The sequence below is a fragment of the Novipirellula galeiformis genome, assembly GCF_007860095.1.
GTDB classification, from domain to species: domain Bacteria; phylum Planctomycetota; class Planctomycetia; order Pirellulales; family Pirellulaceae; genus Novipirellula; species Novipirellula galeiformis.
The window spans coordinates 374,633-388,244 of record NZ_SJPT01000005.1; the positions used below are offsets into that span (position 1 = coordinate 374,633).

Sequence of the window (13,612 nt, forward strand, 5' to 3'; positions counted from 1 at the left end):
AAGCACGCTGTCTTGAGATATCGACCTGAGCCGAAACTCCGACACTATCCAAGTTGTTTTCGCAGCGTTTCCAGACAGACATCCAACGCGGTTTGAGTGTCAACGCCGATCGCCATCTGCGGCTGGAACGCTTCCGCTCGACCTAACCAGAGTGTGACCCGTTCGATGGGTTTGCCCAACGACTGTGCCATCCGGTAAGTCGTCGAGAGCCCCCAATCATGAGTGCCATGACTGGGCAGCATCTGGATTTGATTCCGGTGCTCGGGGTTCGCCCCCTCAAGTCGCCACAAGCAAACATGCTCGGGCAACCCAATCGCCGCATCCACCACATGAACGTGAGAAGCCAAATCAAGCCAGAACAAGATGTCGATGGGATGCCTAATTTTATGGAGCTCGACAGCGATCGGCGACCGCAACAGCGCGTCGATGACGCACCAGCCAAATTGGTCATCACCGTTCAAACTGCCTAGCCCAAGCACCACTTGGCCGCTTGGATTTACGTTCATCGCGGTCCCCGATCAATGGTCACTGCGTGAGTCGAACAACTAATACAGGGATCATAGGTACGAATCAGTTTCTCGCATTCGGCGGCAATGATTTCATCCGGTTCATGAATCAGTTGCGGTAGATACAAACACAAATCGGATTCGATTTGTCGCTGGTTCTGTGACGTGGGTGGAACAATCTTTGCCTTGGTGACGAGTCCGTCATCACTGATCTCGTAGTGATGGTACATCATCCCACGCGGTGCTTCGGTCGCGGCACATCCGAAGCCGGCCTTGGCAACATGAGGCATAAAGGCTTCCTTCGTTTCACGGTACTCTTCGATGATCAAGATCGCTTGCTGCAAGCAGCTAACGACTTCGATGATCCGAGCGAGGATGGAGCGGAAACGATTTTGCATCAAGGAAGGTGGGGCGATTCGATTTGCCAGACGGAGTGCGTCTGGAACGAGCCGATGACGATTCAGCGTGAGTCGTGCCAGGGGGCCTAGCAAGTAAGACGAAGGGTGATCGCGACGAGTCGAATGCAGGGCGTTGCTGTGAGCCACCTGAGTTTCGGCGAAATCCCGCTCATACTCGCCGACATCGATTGCGGGAAATCGCGTCGACGCAATCACGCCTTCGTTCATCGCGTATTCATCGGGATGATGCAGCGCCACCCACTCGCAATCGGGCTCGAACGAGGGAAAGTCAAATCCAGCGATCCACTCCGCCGAGTCGATCGCCGCATCGAGCGCCCCACAAAGGGGTTGCAACAATGACGTCAGTTCATCCCGCGACGGCAAGCGATGAAAGCCGCCTACCCGAACGTTGACCGGATGAATCGCGCGGCCCCCGAGAATTTCGACAATGGAATTGCCTGTTTTCTTGATGCGCAATCCATCATTGATGCGTTCTGGAAACTGCTTAGCCAGTTCGATGCCGTTGGCACATCCAAAAAAGTCGGCTGCGTTGAGCATGAAGATATGTAGGGCGTGGCTTTCGATCCATTCGCCACAGTAAAGCAAACGCCGTAGTTGCCGAATCTCGGGTGTCACCGCAATGCCCAAGGCGGCCTCCAACGCATGCACCGATACCATTTGGTATGCGACCGGACAAATCCCACAAATTCTGGCCGTCATGTCGGGCACGTCTTGAATCGATCGTCCACAAAGAAAGGCTTCAAAGAACCGCGGTGGCTCATAGATACAAAGACGCACCTCTGCGATTTCGTTGCCGTCGATGCGGATGTGCAGCGCTCCCTCGCCTTCGACTCGAGTCAGTGCATTGACGGTGATCTTTCGACTACGGCTCATGGCGCAGGCCGATTCGTGGGATGCTCGGATTCGATGCGGTTGCTTTCAATCTGAAACAACTTCGCAGCGGAGTTCATGTTTCGCAGCTGATGAATCATCTGCAAGGGCGTGACCCCTACTTCGAGATAGTGCTCGGACATCGCTTTTGCATTCGCTTGGTCACAGGGGCCAAAACAGCCGTAGCATGGTCGGTGGTACGCTGGACAGATCGCTCCGCACCCGGCCTGCGTGATCGGGCCCAAACAGGGCTTCGCTTGGGTCACCGCAATGCACACCACGCCGCGCCGCTTGCAATCCAAGCAAACACTGTGTGAGGGAATATTCGGTCTGCGTTGGTTGATGAACGCCAACACGACCTCTAACAATTGAACCTTATCCACCGGGCAACCACGAAGTTCAAAATCGACTGTCACGTGATCGCTGATCGCGGTGCTGGTGGCGAGCGAATCGATGTATTCGGGATGCGCGTAGACACGTTGCAAGTATTCATCGTGATCGGCCCAATTCCGCAGCGATTGGATACCGCCCGCCGTTGCGCATGCGCCGATGGTGACCAAGACGCGTGATTGTCGTCGAATCTCGCGAATGCGATCTTCATCCTCGTGAGTCGAGATCGAGCCTTCCACGAGCGTCAAATCAAAAGGTCCCGTCTGCGTATGGCTACTGAGTTCCAAGAAATGAACGATCTCAACCTTGTCCGCCAAAGCGAGCAACTCATCCTCACAGCTGAGCAGTGAAAGTTGGCAACCGTCACAGGAGGCGAACTTAAAAACCGCCAGGCGTTTCTTTTCTTTCATTGGCAAATTCGTCATAGATCTTTGACCTCCAACAATGCCTCGATGAGATCGAAACGCAGCACCGGCCCGTCTTTACAAACGAAATGGGGCCCGAATTGACAGTGCCCACACGTGCCTACGGCGCAGTTCATGTTACGCTCGAGCGATACCCACATCCGTCGCCGCTCGAATCCTCGCGAGATCGCCATCTGAATCGTGTACATCATCATGACCTCGGGACCACACGTCATTAGCGACGCTCCGGCGGGCTTGAATCGGTTCAATCGCTCCAGCAATAGCGTCACGACACCAATGTTCCCCGTCCAAGTCGATTCCGCGCGATCCACGGTCGTTTGCACGTTGATCCCCCCGGCTTTCCAGCGAGAATATTCGTTGCGGTAGAGCAGGTCGCGGGGAGTTCGTGCACCGATCAACAGGTGCACTTCCCCAAACTCGCTACGGCGACGAATCAACTGATTTACCAACGACCGCATCGGCGCCAAACCGATCCCCCCACACACCAGCACCAAATCGGCACCGACGCATTCATCGATCGGCCAAGCCGAACCAAACGGGCCTCGCACCCCGAGTGTCGCCCCCACCGACAAACGAAACATCGCTCCGGTGACATTACCTACTTTGCGAATGGTGTGTAGCAGGAGGTCTGAGTGCAGGGCATCTCCACTGAGCGAAATCGCGGTTTCCCCCACTCCCGGCATGTACAGCATGTTGAACTGGCCCGGCTTTGCCGGCACTCGGGGTTTCGACTTCGCATCGACCCAGGCAAGCTCAAACGTGGCAACGCCCGGCGTCTCGGCCCGGATCGCGGTGACCACAGCAGCCTGGGTATGCCAAGGATTGCGGTACGCTGGTTCGCTCATGAGTGCTATCCACTGGATCCGCCGTGAGGAGTCCGAACACGCGATAATGATTGAATTCACCGAGGACGCGCGGTGGACCTTGATTTGGAGAACGACTGCGCCGTCTCCTGAGGTGCAATTCTTGATTCTGGCTGTTCTTCGTGCTCGTACTCAGCATCGCGGTACTCGTACTCGTCACCCGCATTGTACGGTGCGTTGGATTCGGAGACAGCGTCAGCGCGGGCGATCAGTCGCGTCAGCATCGAAACAATCCGTTTGAGCGTTCGTTTCAATTCGCCGTGCACTTTGTCACCAAGCCCGTCCGTAACGGCGAGTACATCCTGAATCGAAGCGCATTCTAATGCCGATCCGCGGGCAATATCGAGAAATCGATTTCGATCCTTGAGGCTGCGTTTGCCGTTGCCTTCGGCAATGTTCAGCGGAATCGATTGAGCGGCGCGAACCCATTGGTCACGGGCATGACGATGAAGACCGACTAAATCCTTTGCGACCGAAAACGACGAAGCGACGTAGTCAATCGACAGCCGGTAAACATCAAGTCGATCATGGTCGAAGATTGGTTCGGTCATCAGTGCCCCGTTTCGAGTACGAGCACGAGTACGAGCACGAGTACGAGCACGAGTACGAGCACGAACTCTTCAATGCCAGTAACGAGTCGTTCCTATGACGCTGAGCGGCAGAAGTGCATCTGTGATGCCAAGCAATGCCAGGACGCTTCGTTTACGCGAGTTGCGACCCGAACATGATCGCCAATGTGCTCTCGTGCTCATCGCGTCTGTGCTATGGGGAGCAATTTCAAGCAATCCGCTTCCAATCACCACGCGTGGAGGGGCCTATTCAGGACCGCCATTTCCGCGGCAGATGGACGGCGAAGGTGGTGCCCACGCCAAGTTGGCTTTGAGCTTCCAAGTGGCCTTGATTCTTATCCAAAATGGCAGCGGAAACGGCCAACCCCAACCCCATGCCTTGCGCCTTGGTTGAAAACAGCGGTTCGGTGATCCTGCGCAGGTGCTCGTCTTTAATCCCGGTCCCGGTATCGATGACTTCGATGACGATTTCCTCCCGCGTCACGTCGGAGCCAAGCGTGATGGTGCCGCCATCGGGCATCGCGTCCCCCGCGTTGCGGATCAGATTGTGCAACACGATCGAAATTTGATTGGGATCGACCATCGCAATGGGCTTCTCGGTCGCCACCTGGTTCAAAATTTTCACGTTCTCGGGCACCGAAACGGACTCGAGGACCTGATGCACTAAATCATTGATGTTGCACCGTGCGATGCGTGGTTCAGGCAAACGGACGAAGTCCGAAAGTGCCGTAATCACGTTTTCGATCAACGAGACTTGCCGGTCGATTCGATCGAGATGCTCTCTCGTTTTTTCGAGCGAGAGGTTCTTGGCGTTGCGAAGGTAGTAGGCTGAGGTGCGGACTGCGTTGAGTGGATTGCGGATCTCGTGCGCGATGCCACCGGAAACTTGCCCCAACGTCGCCAACTTCTCCGCTCGCAACAACTCAGCCTGCGTGGCGCGCAACTCGCCGGTGCGATCTCGCACGCGTTGTTCGAGTTGATCATTGACTTCGGACAACTGCTGCTGGGCACTTTTCAGGTCACTGATATCGCGAACGATTCCGGCAAACAGCTTCTTGTCGCCAAACGGCACCTCGCTGACAGCCAAGTGCATCGGAAAGGTGGTATCGTCTTTTCGCTTTCCCGTGACCTCGCGTCCAATGCCAATGATTTTGGCGCGGCCTGTATTCTGATAATTGCGCAGATAACCGTCATGCTCTTCACGGTATGGAGAGGGCATCAGAATCTTGACGTTCTCGCCAATCATGTCCGCCTGGGTGTAAGCGAACAATTTGGTGGTTGCCGGATTGACCGATTGAATGATCCCCCGGGTGTCAATGACGATGATCGCATCGACGGCGGTTTGCAATAATGCGGCGAGCAGCGCCTGGTCTTGTTCTTGCATCCGTCCGCAATCAAAAAAGGAAAATCAATCAAGCGACGCGAACTGCGACTGATGAGACAGGTCATGGTGCACTTCGAGAGGCAATCGAATCACGATGCTGGCGCCAATCTCGGAGGGTTCAAGATCAATGGTTCCGCCGTGCGCTTCGATAATGCGTTGACAAATCGACATTCCTAATCCGGTCCCCGATTTCTTGGTCGTGTAGAACGGTTCGAAAAGCTTTGCCTGTTGTTCTACGTTAAAGCCGGGGCCATTGTCGGTGACGCGAACTTCCACGATGTCGTCACAGTATTGGCAATCGACATGGATACGAACGGGATCATGACAAGCGGCCAACGAGTTTTCAAACAGATTTCGAAAGACTTGCTCCATCCGCACCGTATCGATCTCGATCTGCTGGTCATCGAGATCGAGCGGTTCGATCAACTCCGCGTCGCGTCCGGCGCGGGTCGCCGCGATATCACCCCAGGCGCGTTGCCAAACGTTGGCCAGCGAGGTTTCGGTACGGTGCACTTGAAACGGGGCTGCAAAGGACCGCACTTCTTCGAGCAGGCATTGCAAATCGCCGCTGGCGCGTTGAATCGCATGCAGGTCGTCCTCGGCATTCTTGTTTCCCGCAACCTCCAACGAGAGCACATCGGCTGCAGCCTTGATGCGCTGCAATGCATTGCGACTCTCATGGGACAGCGCCGTCATCGTTTGTCCGATCGCGGCCAACCGCTCGGACTGCAATGCCCGCGTTTGGGCCTCTATCAAATCGCTGACATCCACCCCCACGGCAAGCACCGCCTCGATCGTTCCGTCGCAGTTCCTCAACGGAGCGTGGGACCAACGGATCCGGTGACAACGTCCCTGTTTGTCCAAAACATCATGCAACACGCCACGGTTGCGCCGAGTACGCGAGGTGTCAACAAACATCTCTTTGACCCAAGTACGATCCGCCTCGGGGATACAGCTCAAAAACCAATCCCGCCCGACCAAGTCGGCAGCGGTCCAACCCGTCAATTTTTCAAAATAGGGATTCAAGCGAATCACGTGCCCCTGCATATCGAGCACCAAGACAATCGACTCGGCGGTCTTTAGCACTTGATCGGCAAAATAATGCTCTTCGACTAAAGCCGCTTGCAAACGTTGTTTCTCCGCAATGCGATTGACGATGCTGCGGATGTCGTCGGGAATGATCGGCTTGATGACGTAGTCGCTCACGCCCAAGCGAAGCGCCGAAATCGTACTTTGCATGTCGCCATAACCGGTCACGACAATGATTTCGGCCCCCGCCGAATTCGCTTTGACCTGCGGCAGAAACTCTTCAATCATCCCCTCAGGCAATCGGCGGTCAGTAATCACCAAGCCGATATTGTTCCCGCTGGCAACCGCTTGGGAATCGGTGAAACAAGAGGCCATAAAGACCTCGTGCCCGTCGAGCTCCAGAATGTCGCGCAGATTCGCCCGCGTATCGGGATTATCCTCGATGACCAGGATACGAAACGGTTGATCCATCGAATGGCGATCATGAAATGATGATGTTTAGCACGACCCGTTGTCGTTGCCCGTTCCACAATCATACCGAAATGATGCATCGATGGTCCAGCAGCTATTTTGATGCAAATTCGCGTCCCCTTTGCTCATGTGGCGATATTTCACTCCCTGCGCTTAGGCGGGTTCGGAAAGACGAAGTGGAGATCGTGCTCGATCGTTTTTTGACAACGCTCGAGGAACGCAGCCCACACCTCGGCCGCCCCCACGCAAATGGTGACCCGTCGGCGAACTCGCAATTGTATCGGAGGCCCGACCGATTCCTGCTCCGGTGACAATCCGTCGCAACAAAAATCCCCACAAGTGGAAAACGCAGAAACGCGTTGCCGGAGGTTCGCAATTATAGCCCTCGATTCAGGGTTCCTTCCATGCGGATCGGCTGATCCATCCTCCGCATGAGCATCGCTACCAGGCGAACGGCGTCCCCAAGTCGCGGCGATAATGCGACGAAGTTTTCTGTCAACGATCCGATTCGGCATCCGGGTTGCTCCATGCTCGAATCGGCCGATCATCGAGCAAGAGTAATTAATAATGAACACCAAGACCCAGCCGTTTTCCGACGCCCCGTTAGCGCGCCGCATGCTAGAAATTTCCCCCGCCGCCGCTGCGGTGATCGATCCGGATGGGACGATCCTCTTTGTCAATGAAAAGCTGACTGAATTGCTTGGCTATACGAGCGAAGAACTCGTAGGGCGTCCCTCCGAACTCTTTTTTCCAAGCGGCGTCAATTGGTTCCAGGAAGCACAATTGGCGCGCTGTGTGTCACAATCGGATTCAAATCAGCGGGAAAACGAGCAATCCGTCGTTGCCCGCGATAAAAATGGACACGAGCTTCACGTCACGATTAGCGTGCACCAAATAGCGAATCAGCGTGAATCCCCCTTGCTCGCGCACCTTGTTCGCGGTGACCAGCCCTCGGTCGACCACGATCTGTTACAGTCCGAGCGACTCGCGGCGATTGCACAAATGGTCAGTGGTTTAGCACACGAAAGCCGAAATGCGTTGCAGCGTGCGGTGGCCTGTTTGGACCTGCTCGAACTCGATCTCAAGAATAATCCTGAACAAATGATCCTTTCTCAACGGATACGTGATTCGTTGGGGGATCTGATCGAAAACTATGACGAGGTGCGGCGCTATGCCGAACCGATCACGCTCAAACCACAACGCGTGAACCTGCTACACCTTTGCCAAGTTGCGTTTGACGAAATCGCCGTCGAGCACGATTTCTTCCCTCATCAGCTGGAATTTTCACGCGTCAGCGATCGAGATGTCATCGCTCAGCTTGACCGCGAAAAAATGAAACAGGTCTTCCTGGCGATTCTGGAGAACGCAATTGATGCCGCCGACGAGATTGCCCGAATCGAGGTTGCCTGTAAACGGATCCGCTGGCAAGACAACGAAGCGGTGAAGTTGACAATCCACGATCATGGACATGGATTTCAGTGCGAATCGCTTCCCAAAGTCTTTGAGCCGTTCTACACCACGAAACAGCATGGCACGGGACTCGGCCTAGCTATCTGTCGGCGCATTGTCGAAGCCCACCGCGGCGAGATTCGCGCCGCAAACCACGCCGATGGAGGAGGCATCATCGAAATGACCCTCTCGGTCCATCCGCAACCGCTCAGCCTTCCTCGCCAATCGCCCTACTAACCGCCGCCCGCGGAAACGCGACTCTCTACTGTCTCCAAATGTGCCTTAACGCACGTTATCTTGAGACAATACGCACACTTTTGATGCATCCCCCCCGATTTCATTGGAAAACGGAAGTTGGAACACGTTTCGCTCATCTGGAGCAGCATGCCCCATCCTGAATATGCATCACCGCCCCCGAACGAGCCACTCGCGATGACAAACTCACCTATCAAATTGCTCTTGGTCGATGACGAGGATGATTATCGCCGGAGTTGCATGAAATACATGCAGCGCAAAGGGCATGATGTCCAAGAAGCAGGAAGTGGCGCTCAAGCGATGATGCTGTTGGAACGAGGGTCCTTTGACGTCGCGGTGTTGGACATCGACATGCCCGGAATGACGGGGCTGGAGTTAATGCAGCGGATTTACGAAGCCAAGATGGATCTGGAAGTGGTCTTTCTGACCGGTCACGGCAGCATTGAAACCGCCGTCTCCGCGATGAAGTTAGGCGCCTGCGACTATCTCACCAAACCCTGTTCACTGGGAGACCTCGAGCACCGTTGCCTGCTCGCACGCGATCGCAACCAACTTCGCAAAGAGAACCTGCAGCTCAAAGCCCTGGTTTCTCGTTCGACGCCGAAGCAAAAGTTGGTCGGTGAATCGGCCGCGATGAAGGAGGTCGTGCGGATGATCGAGAAGGTCGCACCGACGGGGAAACCGGTGTTGATCGAAGGGGAGAGCGGGACGGGCAAGGAGGTCGTTGCTCGATCGATTCAAGAGCGTAGTGAGCTCGCCAACAAGCCATTCGTCACCATTAATTGTGCCGCGTTACCCGAACAACTGGTCGAGAGTGAACTTTTCGGCCATCAAAAAGGATCCTTCACCGGTGCCACGTCCGATAAATTGGGGCTGTTTGAAATCGCCGATGGTGGCACGTTGTTCATTGACGAAATCGGCGAATTGCCACTCGCGCTCCAGCCCAAGTTGTTGCGTGTTCTCGAAGACGGATCGCTTCGCCGCATTGGTTGCCATCGCGAGCGGAAAGTCAAAGTGCGGATTATCGCCGCGACCAACCGCGATCTGACCCAAGCCGTCAAAGATGGCCACTTTCGCGAAGACCTCTTTTACCGTGTCAATGTGCTGTCGCTGACACTGCCGCCTCTACGCCATCGCGAGGGCGACGTCGAGCGTTTGATCGATCACTTGCTGCCCAAGGGATGGTCAATCGATTCCGATGCGAAGGAGGCACTGATGCATCATCCGTGGCCCGGCAACGTGCGTCAGTTAATCAACGTTATTGAACGGGCCACGATCTTGGCGGATCATCACGACATTACGCTGGACGATCTGCCTAGCGAAATCGCCCATCCTGTGGACATGCACACCCCGATCTTCAACGGTGACGCCTCCCATGGGTCGGCTTCGCTGCCGCCTCAATTTGTGGTCGGATCCCCTGATTTGAAAGTCGACGACTTGGTCAGAACCCACGTGCTTGAAGTGCTCGCCAAGGAGAAGGGAAACAAGGCACGGACGGCACGAAAACTCGGCATCCATCGCCGCAAATTGTATCGCTTGCTCGAACGCTATGCACAGTCTGCGACGGCCGCAGCGGTCTGACCCTCCCTCACACTTGGCTGGCTTGTCTCGAGTCGATCCCTCGCGATTGATTGCCCGCGACTAACTGCCCGCGATCTTCGTTGCGAACAGCAGTATCGACGCAATGGCGGTCGCGATGACCACTCCCCAGAAAATCTTTTCGTGTGGGGTGTCTTTCCATTTGATTCGGCTCATCGGTTTGCCTCGGCAGGATGGGGTCACAGCGGATCCTAAGCAGGGAGGCAGGAATGATTGGGTGAAATCCCATTAGCCGCTTTGGCGTTAGCCACGGTTCAACCGGGGCTAACGCCAAAACGGCTAATCTACCGAAAGACTCCTGCCTACCTGCTTAACATCAAAATCAAAACGCACTTCTTGTGCCGATTCCGACGGGCCGCTTGACCGCAGTGATCGGGGAGTCGCCGACGCCCGACGTTTCACGAAGGCCCGTCTCGACGTTGCGACGTAGCTCGTCCTTGCTCATTTTCACTCGAACAGATCAAACCGTTGCACGAGGCACAGCGTTTGCGTTGCGTTGACCTGCACCTCAACGTCGTTCTTTGTCAGGAGAAGTGGTATGCGTGTGTTAGCGGCGGTCGATCAATCGGAGTACGCCTCCTTCGCATTGGATTGTCTGAAGCGACTGCCGTGCCACGACGAAGTTGACCTTTCACTCCTCAGCGTTGCTCCGATGGTCCCCGAGTATGATCTCAGCGGCACCGCGTTCGCCATGGATGCCTCGGTGATCATGAAACGCGAGATCGAGTTGATGCGAAAATCACTCAACGCGATGGTCGCGTTTGCTCACGATGAATTCCGATCGATTGAGACAAGCACTCCGATCGGGTCACCCGCTACGGAGATCATCCGGTTCGCAAAAGAAAAGCGAGCCGACCTTGTGCTCTTAGGGGCAACAGGCCATTCCGCGATTGCACGCGTTTTGCTGGGCAGCGTCTCTGACACCGTGGCCACCCACGTCGAATGCTCGGCATTGGTGGTCCGTCCACAGGGCGAACAGAAGCCTGAGCAACACGCGGCAAGCCCCGCGCCTCGACGTATCTTGATCGCGATTGGCGATGCCGCCAGCGACGCGAGTCTGACCACATGGGTCACTCGTTTTCGCCTTCCGACGACGACCCAGATTCACTTGGTTCACGTCAAACCGATCCTGCAATTCTACGACGAAGATCTGTTTCAATACGCATCAAAGTTTCGCGAACCGACCCCATCGATCTCCGAAGAAACCATTGCAACACTCAAGTCGCAACTTCAGTCGCAAGGTTTTGCCACGCGATCGAAATTAATCCCTGCAAAGCACATCGGGCAAACCTTGCTGGAGTACGCTCAAAGTGAAAAATGCGATCTAATCATCACGGGTGACCAACACGAGACATTGATCCACCGGATATTCTTAGGCAGTAATTCACGGCATGTTTTGCGACACGCCGAATGTAGCGTGCTGATTTCCCGCGACGTCCCGCCCTCGGCTAACGATCCAAGTTAGGCCGGTCACAGCGAGCGTCAACGAGGTCGCCGCATGTGCTTCCGGATAACACCGCATTGGCAATGGGACTATCCCATGCTCGCGACCAAACGCATAAAGTCGCTTGAGGACAACATGCCTAACAATTTTCCGTTCTTCGTAACGGCGAGGTGATGGATCCCCAATTCGGTCATCTGTTTTGCCGCTTCCCACATCGATCGCCCTGGTTCGATCGATGCCACGCTCTCACTCATCACCTCGGTCACTTTGTCGCTTCCCAATCGTCGTTGAATCAAGTCCACGGCCCACAAACAATCTTCGTAGTGGGGATAGTCACTGTCGAGCAATTGGTCCGTGGAAAGGACCACACTTGCGAGGTCACGCTGGGTCACGATCCCGATGACGAGCCCCTGAGGATCCACCACGGGGACCGAAGTGATCTGCTTGCCCTTCATCAACTCTAAAACATCGCGAACCGTCCCCTCGCGCTGCACCGAGTTCGTGGGGATCGACATCCATTGCTGGACGGAGTCTTCATGGCTGCCGAACTTAGTCATTGCTGACTCCTGTTTTGGAGGCATCCGGCGCACGCGTCTCGGAAGCATTGGCATCCGAACTGCGCAGCAATTTGTGACAACTGACACAACTAAGGGTCAAGTGATTGAACGCCAAAGTCGCTCCCTCTAGATTGCCTTTGTCGGATTGGCGAATCAGCTCGTCACAAATTCGCTCAAAGGCATGCAATTGCACCTGGTATTCAGGGTTCCCACGGCGAACGAACCCTTCCACCTTGCTCAGCAAACGCATTTGACGAGCGTTCTCAGCCATGCCTTTGAAGTCCGCCATCGCAAGTCCTCGCAAAACATCTTGCGAGTATTCCATTTTCTTTTGCATCCAGAAACTAGTCGGTTTCCCATCCGACTCGGCTTGCGATTCCTTGGGGGAATCCGCAAGCAGGGTCATGGAAAAAACGGTGGCCAAAACGACGGTGGCGATCATACGCATGGGTAAGTCCTCAGGTGACGGTGCTAAACGTTGCAAAACAATCCAACGGCAAAGCCTGTACCACTTCGATATCGAATCCGCATCGACATCGGTTTCAGCACGACGCGAAGCAAGTTGGTTTGGTAAACGATGGGCGCAAGAGCACACTCATGTGTCACATGGCACACATTGAGTGCTGCTCACTCGCTGGCAACGCAGGTCAATACAGACCACGGATCGATCACCGCCACCAGGAGCCATCCCGGTTCGTTCCCATTTCCCGTCCACAGGATCAAGTGACTCGTTCGCTATGGCGGTTGGCACTCGTTTTGCGTGATGCACTCGCGTTGCATTCGCTTGCGAATCGCAGTTGAGATCTGAAGCGTTCCGTATCGGCCGCGTTGCGATTCACCGTCCCACCCTCCGAAACCCAAATCAGACCGACCCCTCGATGAGTCTGAGACAGAAAAGGAATCAACGCGGATGAGTCTCGACGAACTCGAAACGCTGAGTCTCGCCAGCGAGCTTTCGCCAACGTCGCGTACCCGTCTCGCCAATTTAGCCACGATCGTCGCGTGGCCACCGCAATCCCTTTTGTTTCGCGAGGGAGAGTGTCACCGTTACATTTATTGGATCCAACAAGGACGCGTCCGATTAGAGATGTCGGGAACCGGCGGCGGTGCGATGGCAATGTTGACGGTCGGCCCAGGCGATTTGTTGGGTTGGTCTGCATTGCTCGGAGACCAACGTATGACGGCAACCGCGATCACCGCGACAGCGACGACGTTGATTGCGTTGGATGCCGATGCACTGCAGCAACTCTGTGACGAGAACCATGAGATCGGCTACAAGGTCATGCAAATGATCGCCAAGTCGATTTCCAAGCGTTTGCTGGCGACTCGCTTGCAATTGCTCGACCTGTTTCAGCCCCCAATGGCCTCTGTGGATGAATGAC

The 13,612-nt window shown here is 55.2% G+C and carries 13 protein-coding genes; 4 read left to right on the top strand and 9 right to left on the bottom strand.

The genetic code is table 11. From position 1 onward, the window contains the following. Positions 1-44: 44 nt before the first annotated feature. From Pla52o_RS15280 to Pla52o_RS15315, 7 genes are all read right to left on the bottom strand, one after another. Positions 45-506, bottom strand: coding sequence for a hypothetical protein (locus Pla52o_RS15280; RefSeq protein ID WP_146595463.1), 462 nt, complete (start codon positions 504-506; stop codon positions 45-47). Then, positions 503-1,798: a Ni/Fe hydrogenase subunit alpha gene (locus tag Pla52o_RS15285; protein WP_146595464.1), complete on the bottom strand. Its 1,296-nt coding sequence runs from the start codon at positions 1,796-1,798 to the stop codon at positions 503-505. The genes Pla52o_RS15280 and Pla52o_RS15285 overlap by 4 nt, the downstream gene beginning before the upstream one ends. After that, complete coding sequence (locus tag Pla52o_RS15290; RefSeq protein ID WP_146595465.1) at positions 1,795-2,610, bottom strand: NADH-quinone oxidoreductase subunit B family protein; 816 nt, start codon at positions 2,608-2,610, stop codon at positions 1,795-1,797. Before Pla52o_RS15290 ends, Pla52o_RS15285 begins: the two co-directional genes overlap by 4 nt. Beyond that, on the bottom strand, positions 2,607-3,455 hold the full coding sequence (locus Pla52o_RS15295; protein WP_146595466.1) for an FAD/NAD(P)-binding protein: 849 nt from the start codon (positions 3,453-3,455) through the stop codon (positions 2,607-2,609). The genes Pla52o_RS15290 and Pla52o_RS15295 overlap by 4 nt, the downstream gene beginning before the upstream one ends. A 56-nt stretch (positions 3,456-3,511) precedes the next feature. Further along, on the bottom strand, positions 3,512-4,024 hold the full coding sequence (locus tag Pla52o_RS15300) for a four helix bundle protein (protein WP_146595467.1): 513 nt from the start codon (positions 4,022-4,024) through the stop codon (positions 3,512-3,514). 268 nt (positions 4,025-4,292) lie between these two features. Next, entirely contained in the window at positions 4,293-5,426 is a 1,134-nt protein-coding gene (locus Pla52o_RS15310; protein ID WP_146595469.1) for a two-component system sensor histidine kinase NtrB, read from the bottom strand. 24 nt (positions 5,427-5,450) lie between these two features. Further along, positions 5,451-6,926 carry an ATP-binding protein gene (locus tag Pla52o_RS15315; RefSeq protein WP_146595470.1) on the bottom strand — a complete coding sequence of 492 codons (1,476 nt, stop codon included), beginning with the start codon at positions 6,924-6,926 and terminating at the stop codon, positions 5,451-5,453. Between the two features lie 567 nt (positions 6,927-7,493). Between Pla52o_RS15315 and Pla52o_RS15320 the strand changes: the two genes are divergently transcribed. The 3 genes from Pla52o_RS15320 (at position 7,494) to Pla52o_RS15330 (ending at position 11,694) form a co-directional block, all read left to right on the top strand. After that, complete coding sequence (locus tag Pla52o_RS15320; RefSeq protein ID WP_146595471.1) at positions 7,494-8,612, top strand: two-component system sensor histidine kinase NtrB; 1,119 nt, start codon at positions 7,494-7,496, stop codon at positions 8,610-8,612. A gap of 195 nt (positions 8,613-8,807) precedes the next feature. Next, positions 8,808-10,211, top strand: a complete 1,404-nt coding sequence (locus tag Pla52o_RS15325; RefSeq protein ID WP_146595472.1) for a sigma-54-dependent transcriptional regulator — start codon at positions 8,808-8,810, stop codon at positions 10,209-10,211. A 556-nt stretch (positions 10,212-10,767) separates the two neighbouring features. Continuing rightward, complete coding sequence (locus Pla52o_RS15330) at positions 10,768-11,694, top strand: universal stress protein (protein ID WP_146595473.1); 927 nt, start codon at positions 10,768-10,770, stop codon at positions 11,692-11,694. Between the two features lie 68 nt (positions 11,695-11,762). On the opposite strand, the gene Pla52o_RS15335 is transcribed toward Pla52o_RS15330, so the two are convergent. Further along, positions 11,763-12,230, bottom strand: coding sequence for a CBS domain-containing protein (locus Pla52o_RS15335; protein ID WP_197169266.1), 468 nt, complete (start codon positions 12,228-12,230; stop codon positions 11,763-11,765). After that, entirely contained in the window at positions 12,223-12,678 is a 456-nt protein-coding gene (locus tag Pla52o_RS15340; RefSeq protein ID WP_146595475.1) for a hypothetical protein, read from the bottom strand. Before Pla52o_RS15340 ends, Pla52o_RS15335 begins: the two co-directional genes overlap by 8 nt. A 462-nt stretch (positions 12,679-13,140) precedes the next feature. Here Pla52o_RS15340 and Pla52o_RS15345 point away from each other — a divergent pair, with 462 nt between their 5' ends. Then, a complete protein-coding gene (locus Pla52o_RS15345; RefSeq protein ID WP_146595476.1) occupies positions 13,141-13,611 on the top strand; it encodes a Crp/Fnr family transcriptional regulator in 471 nt (156 codons plus the stop codon). Position 13,612 lies beyond the last annotated feature (1 nt).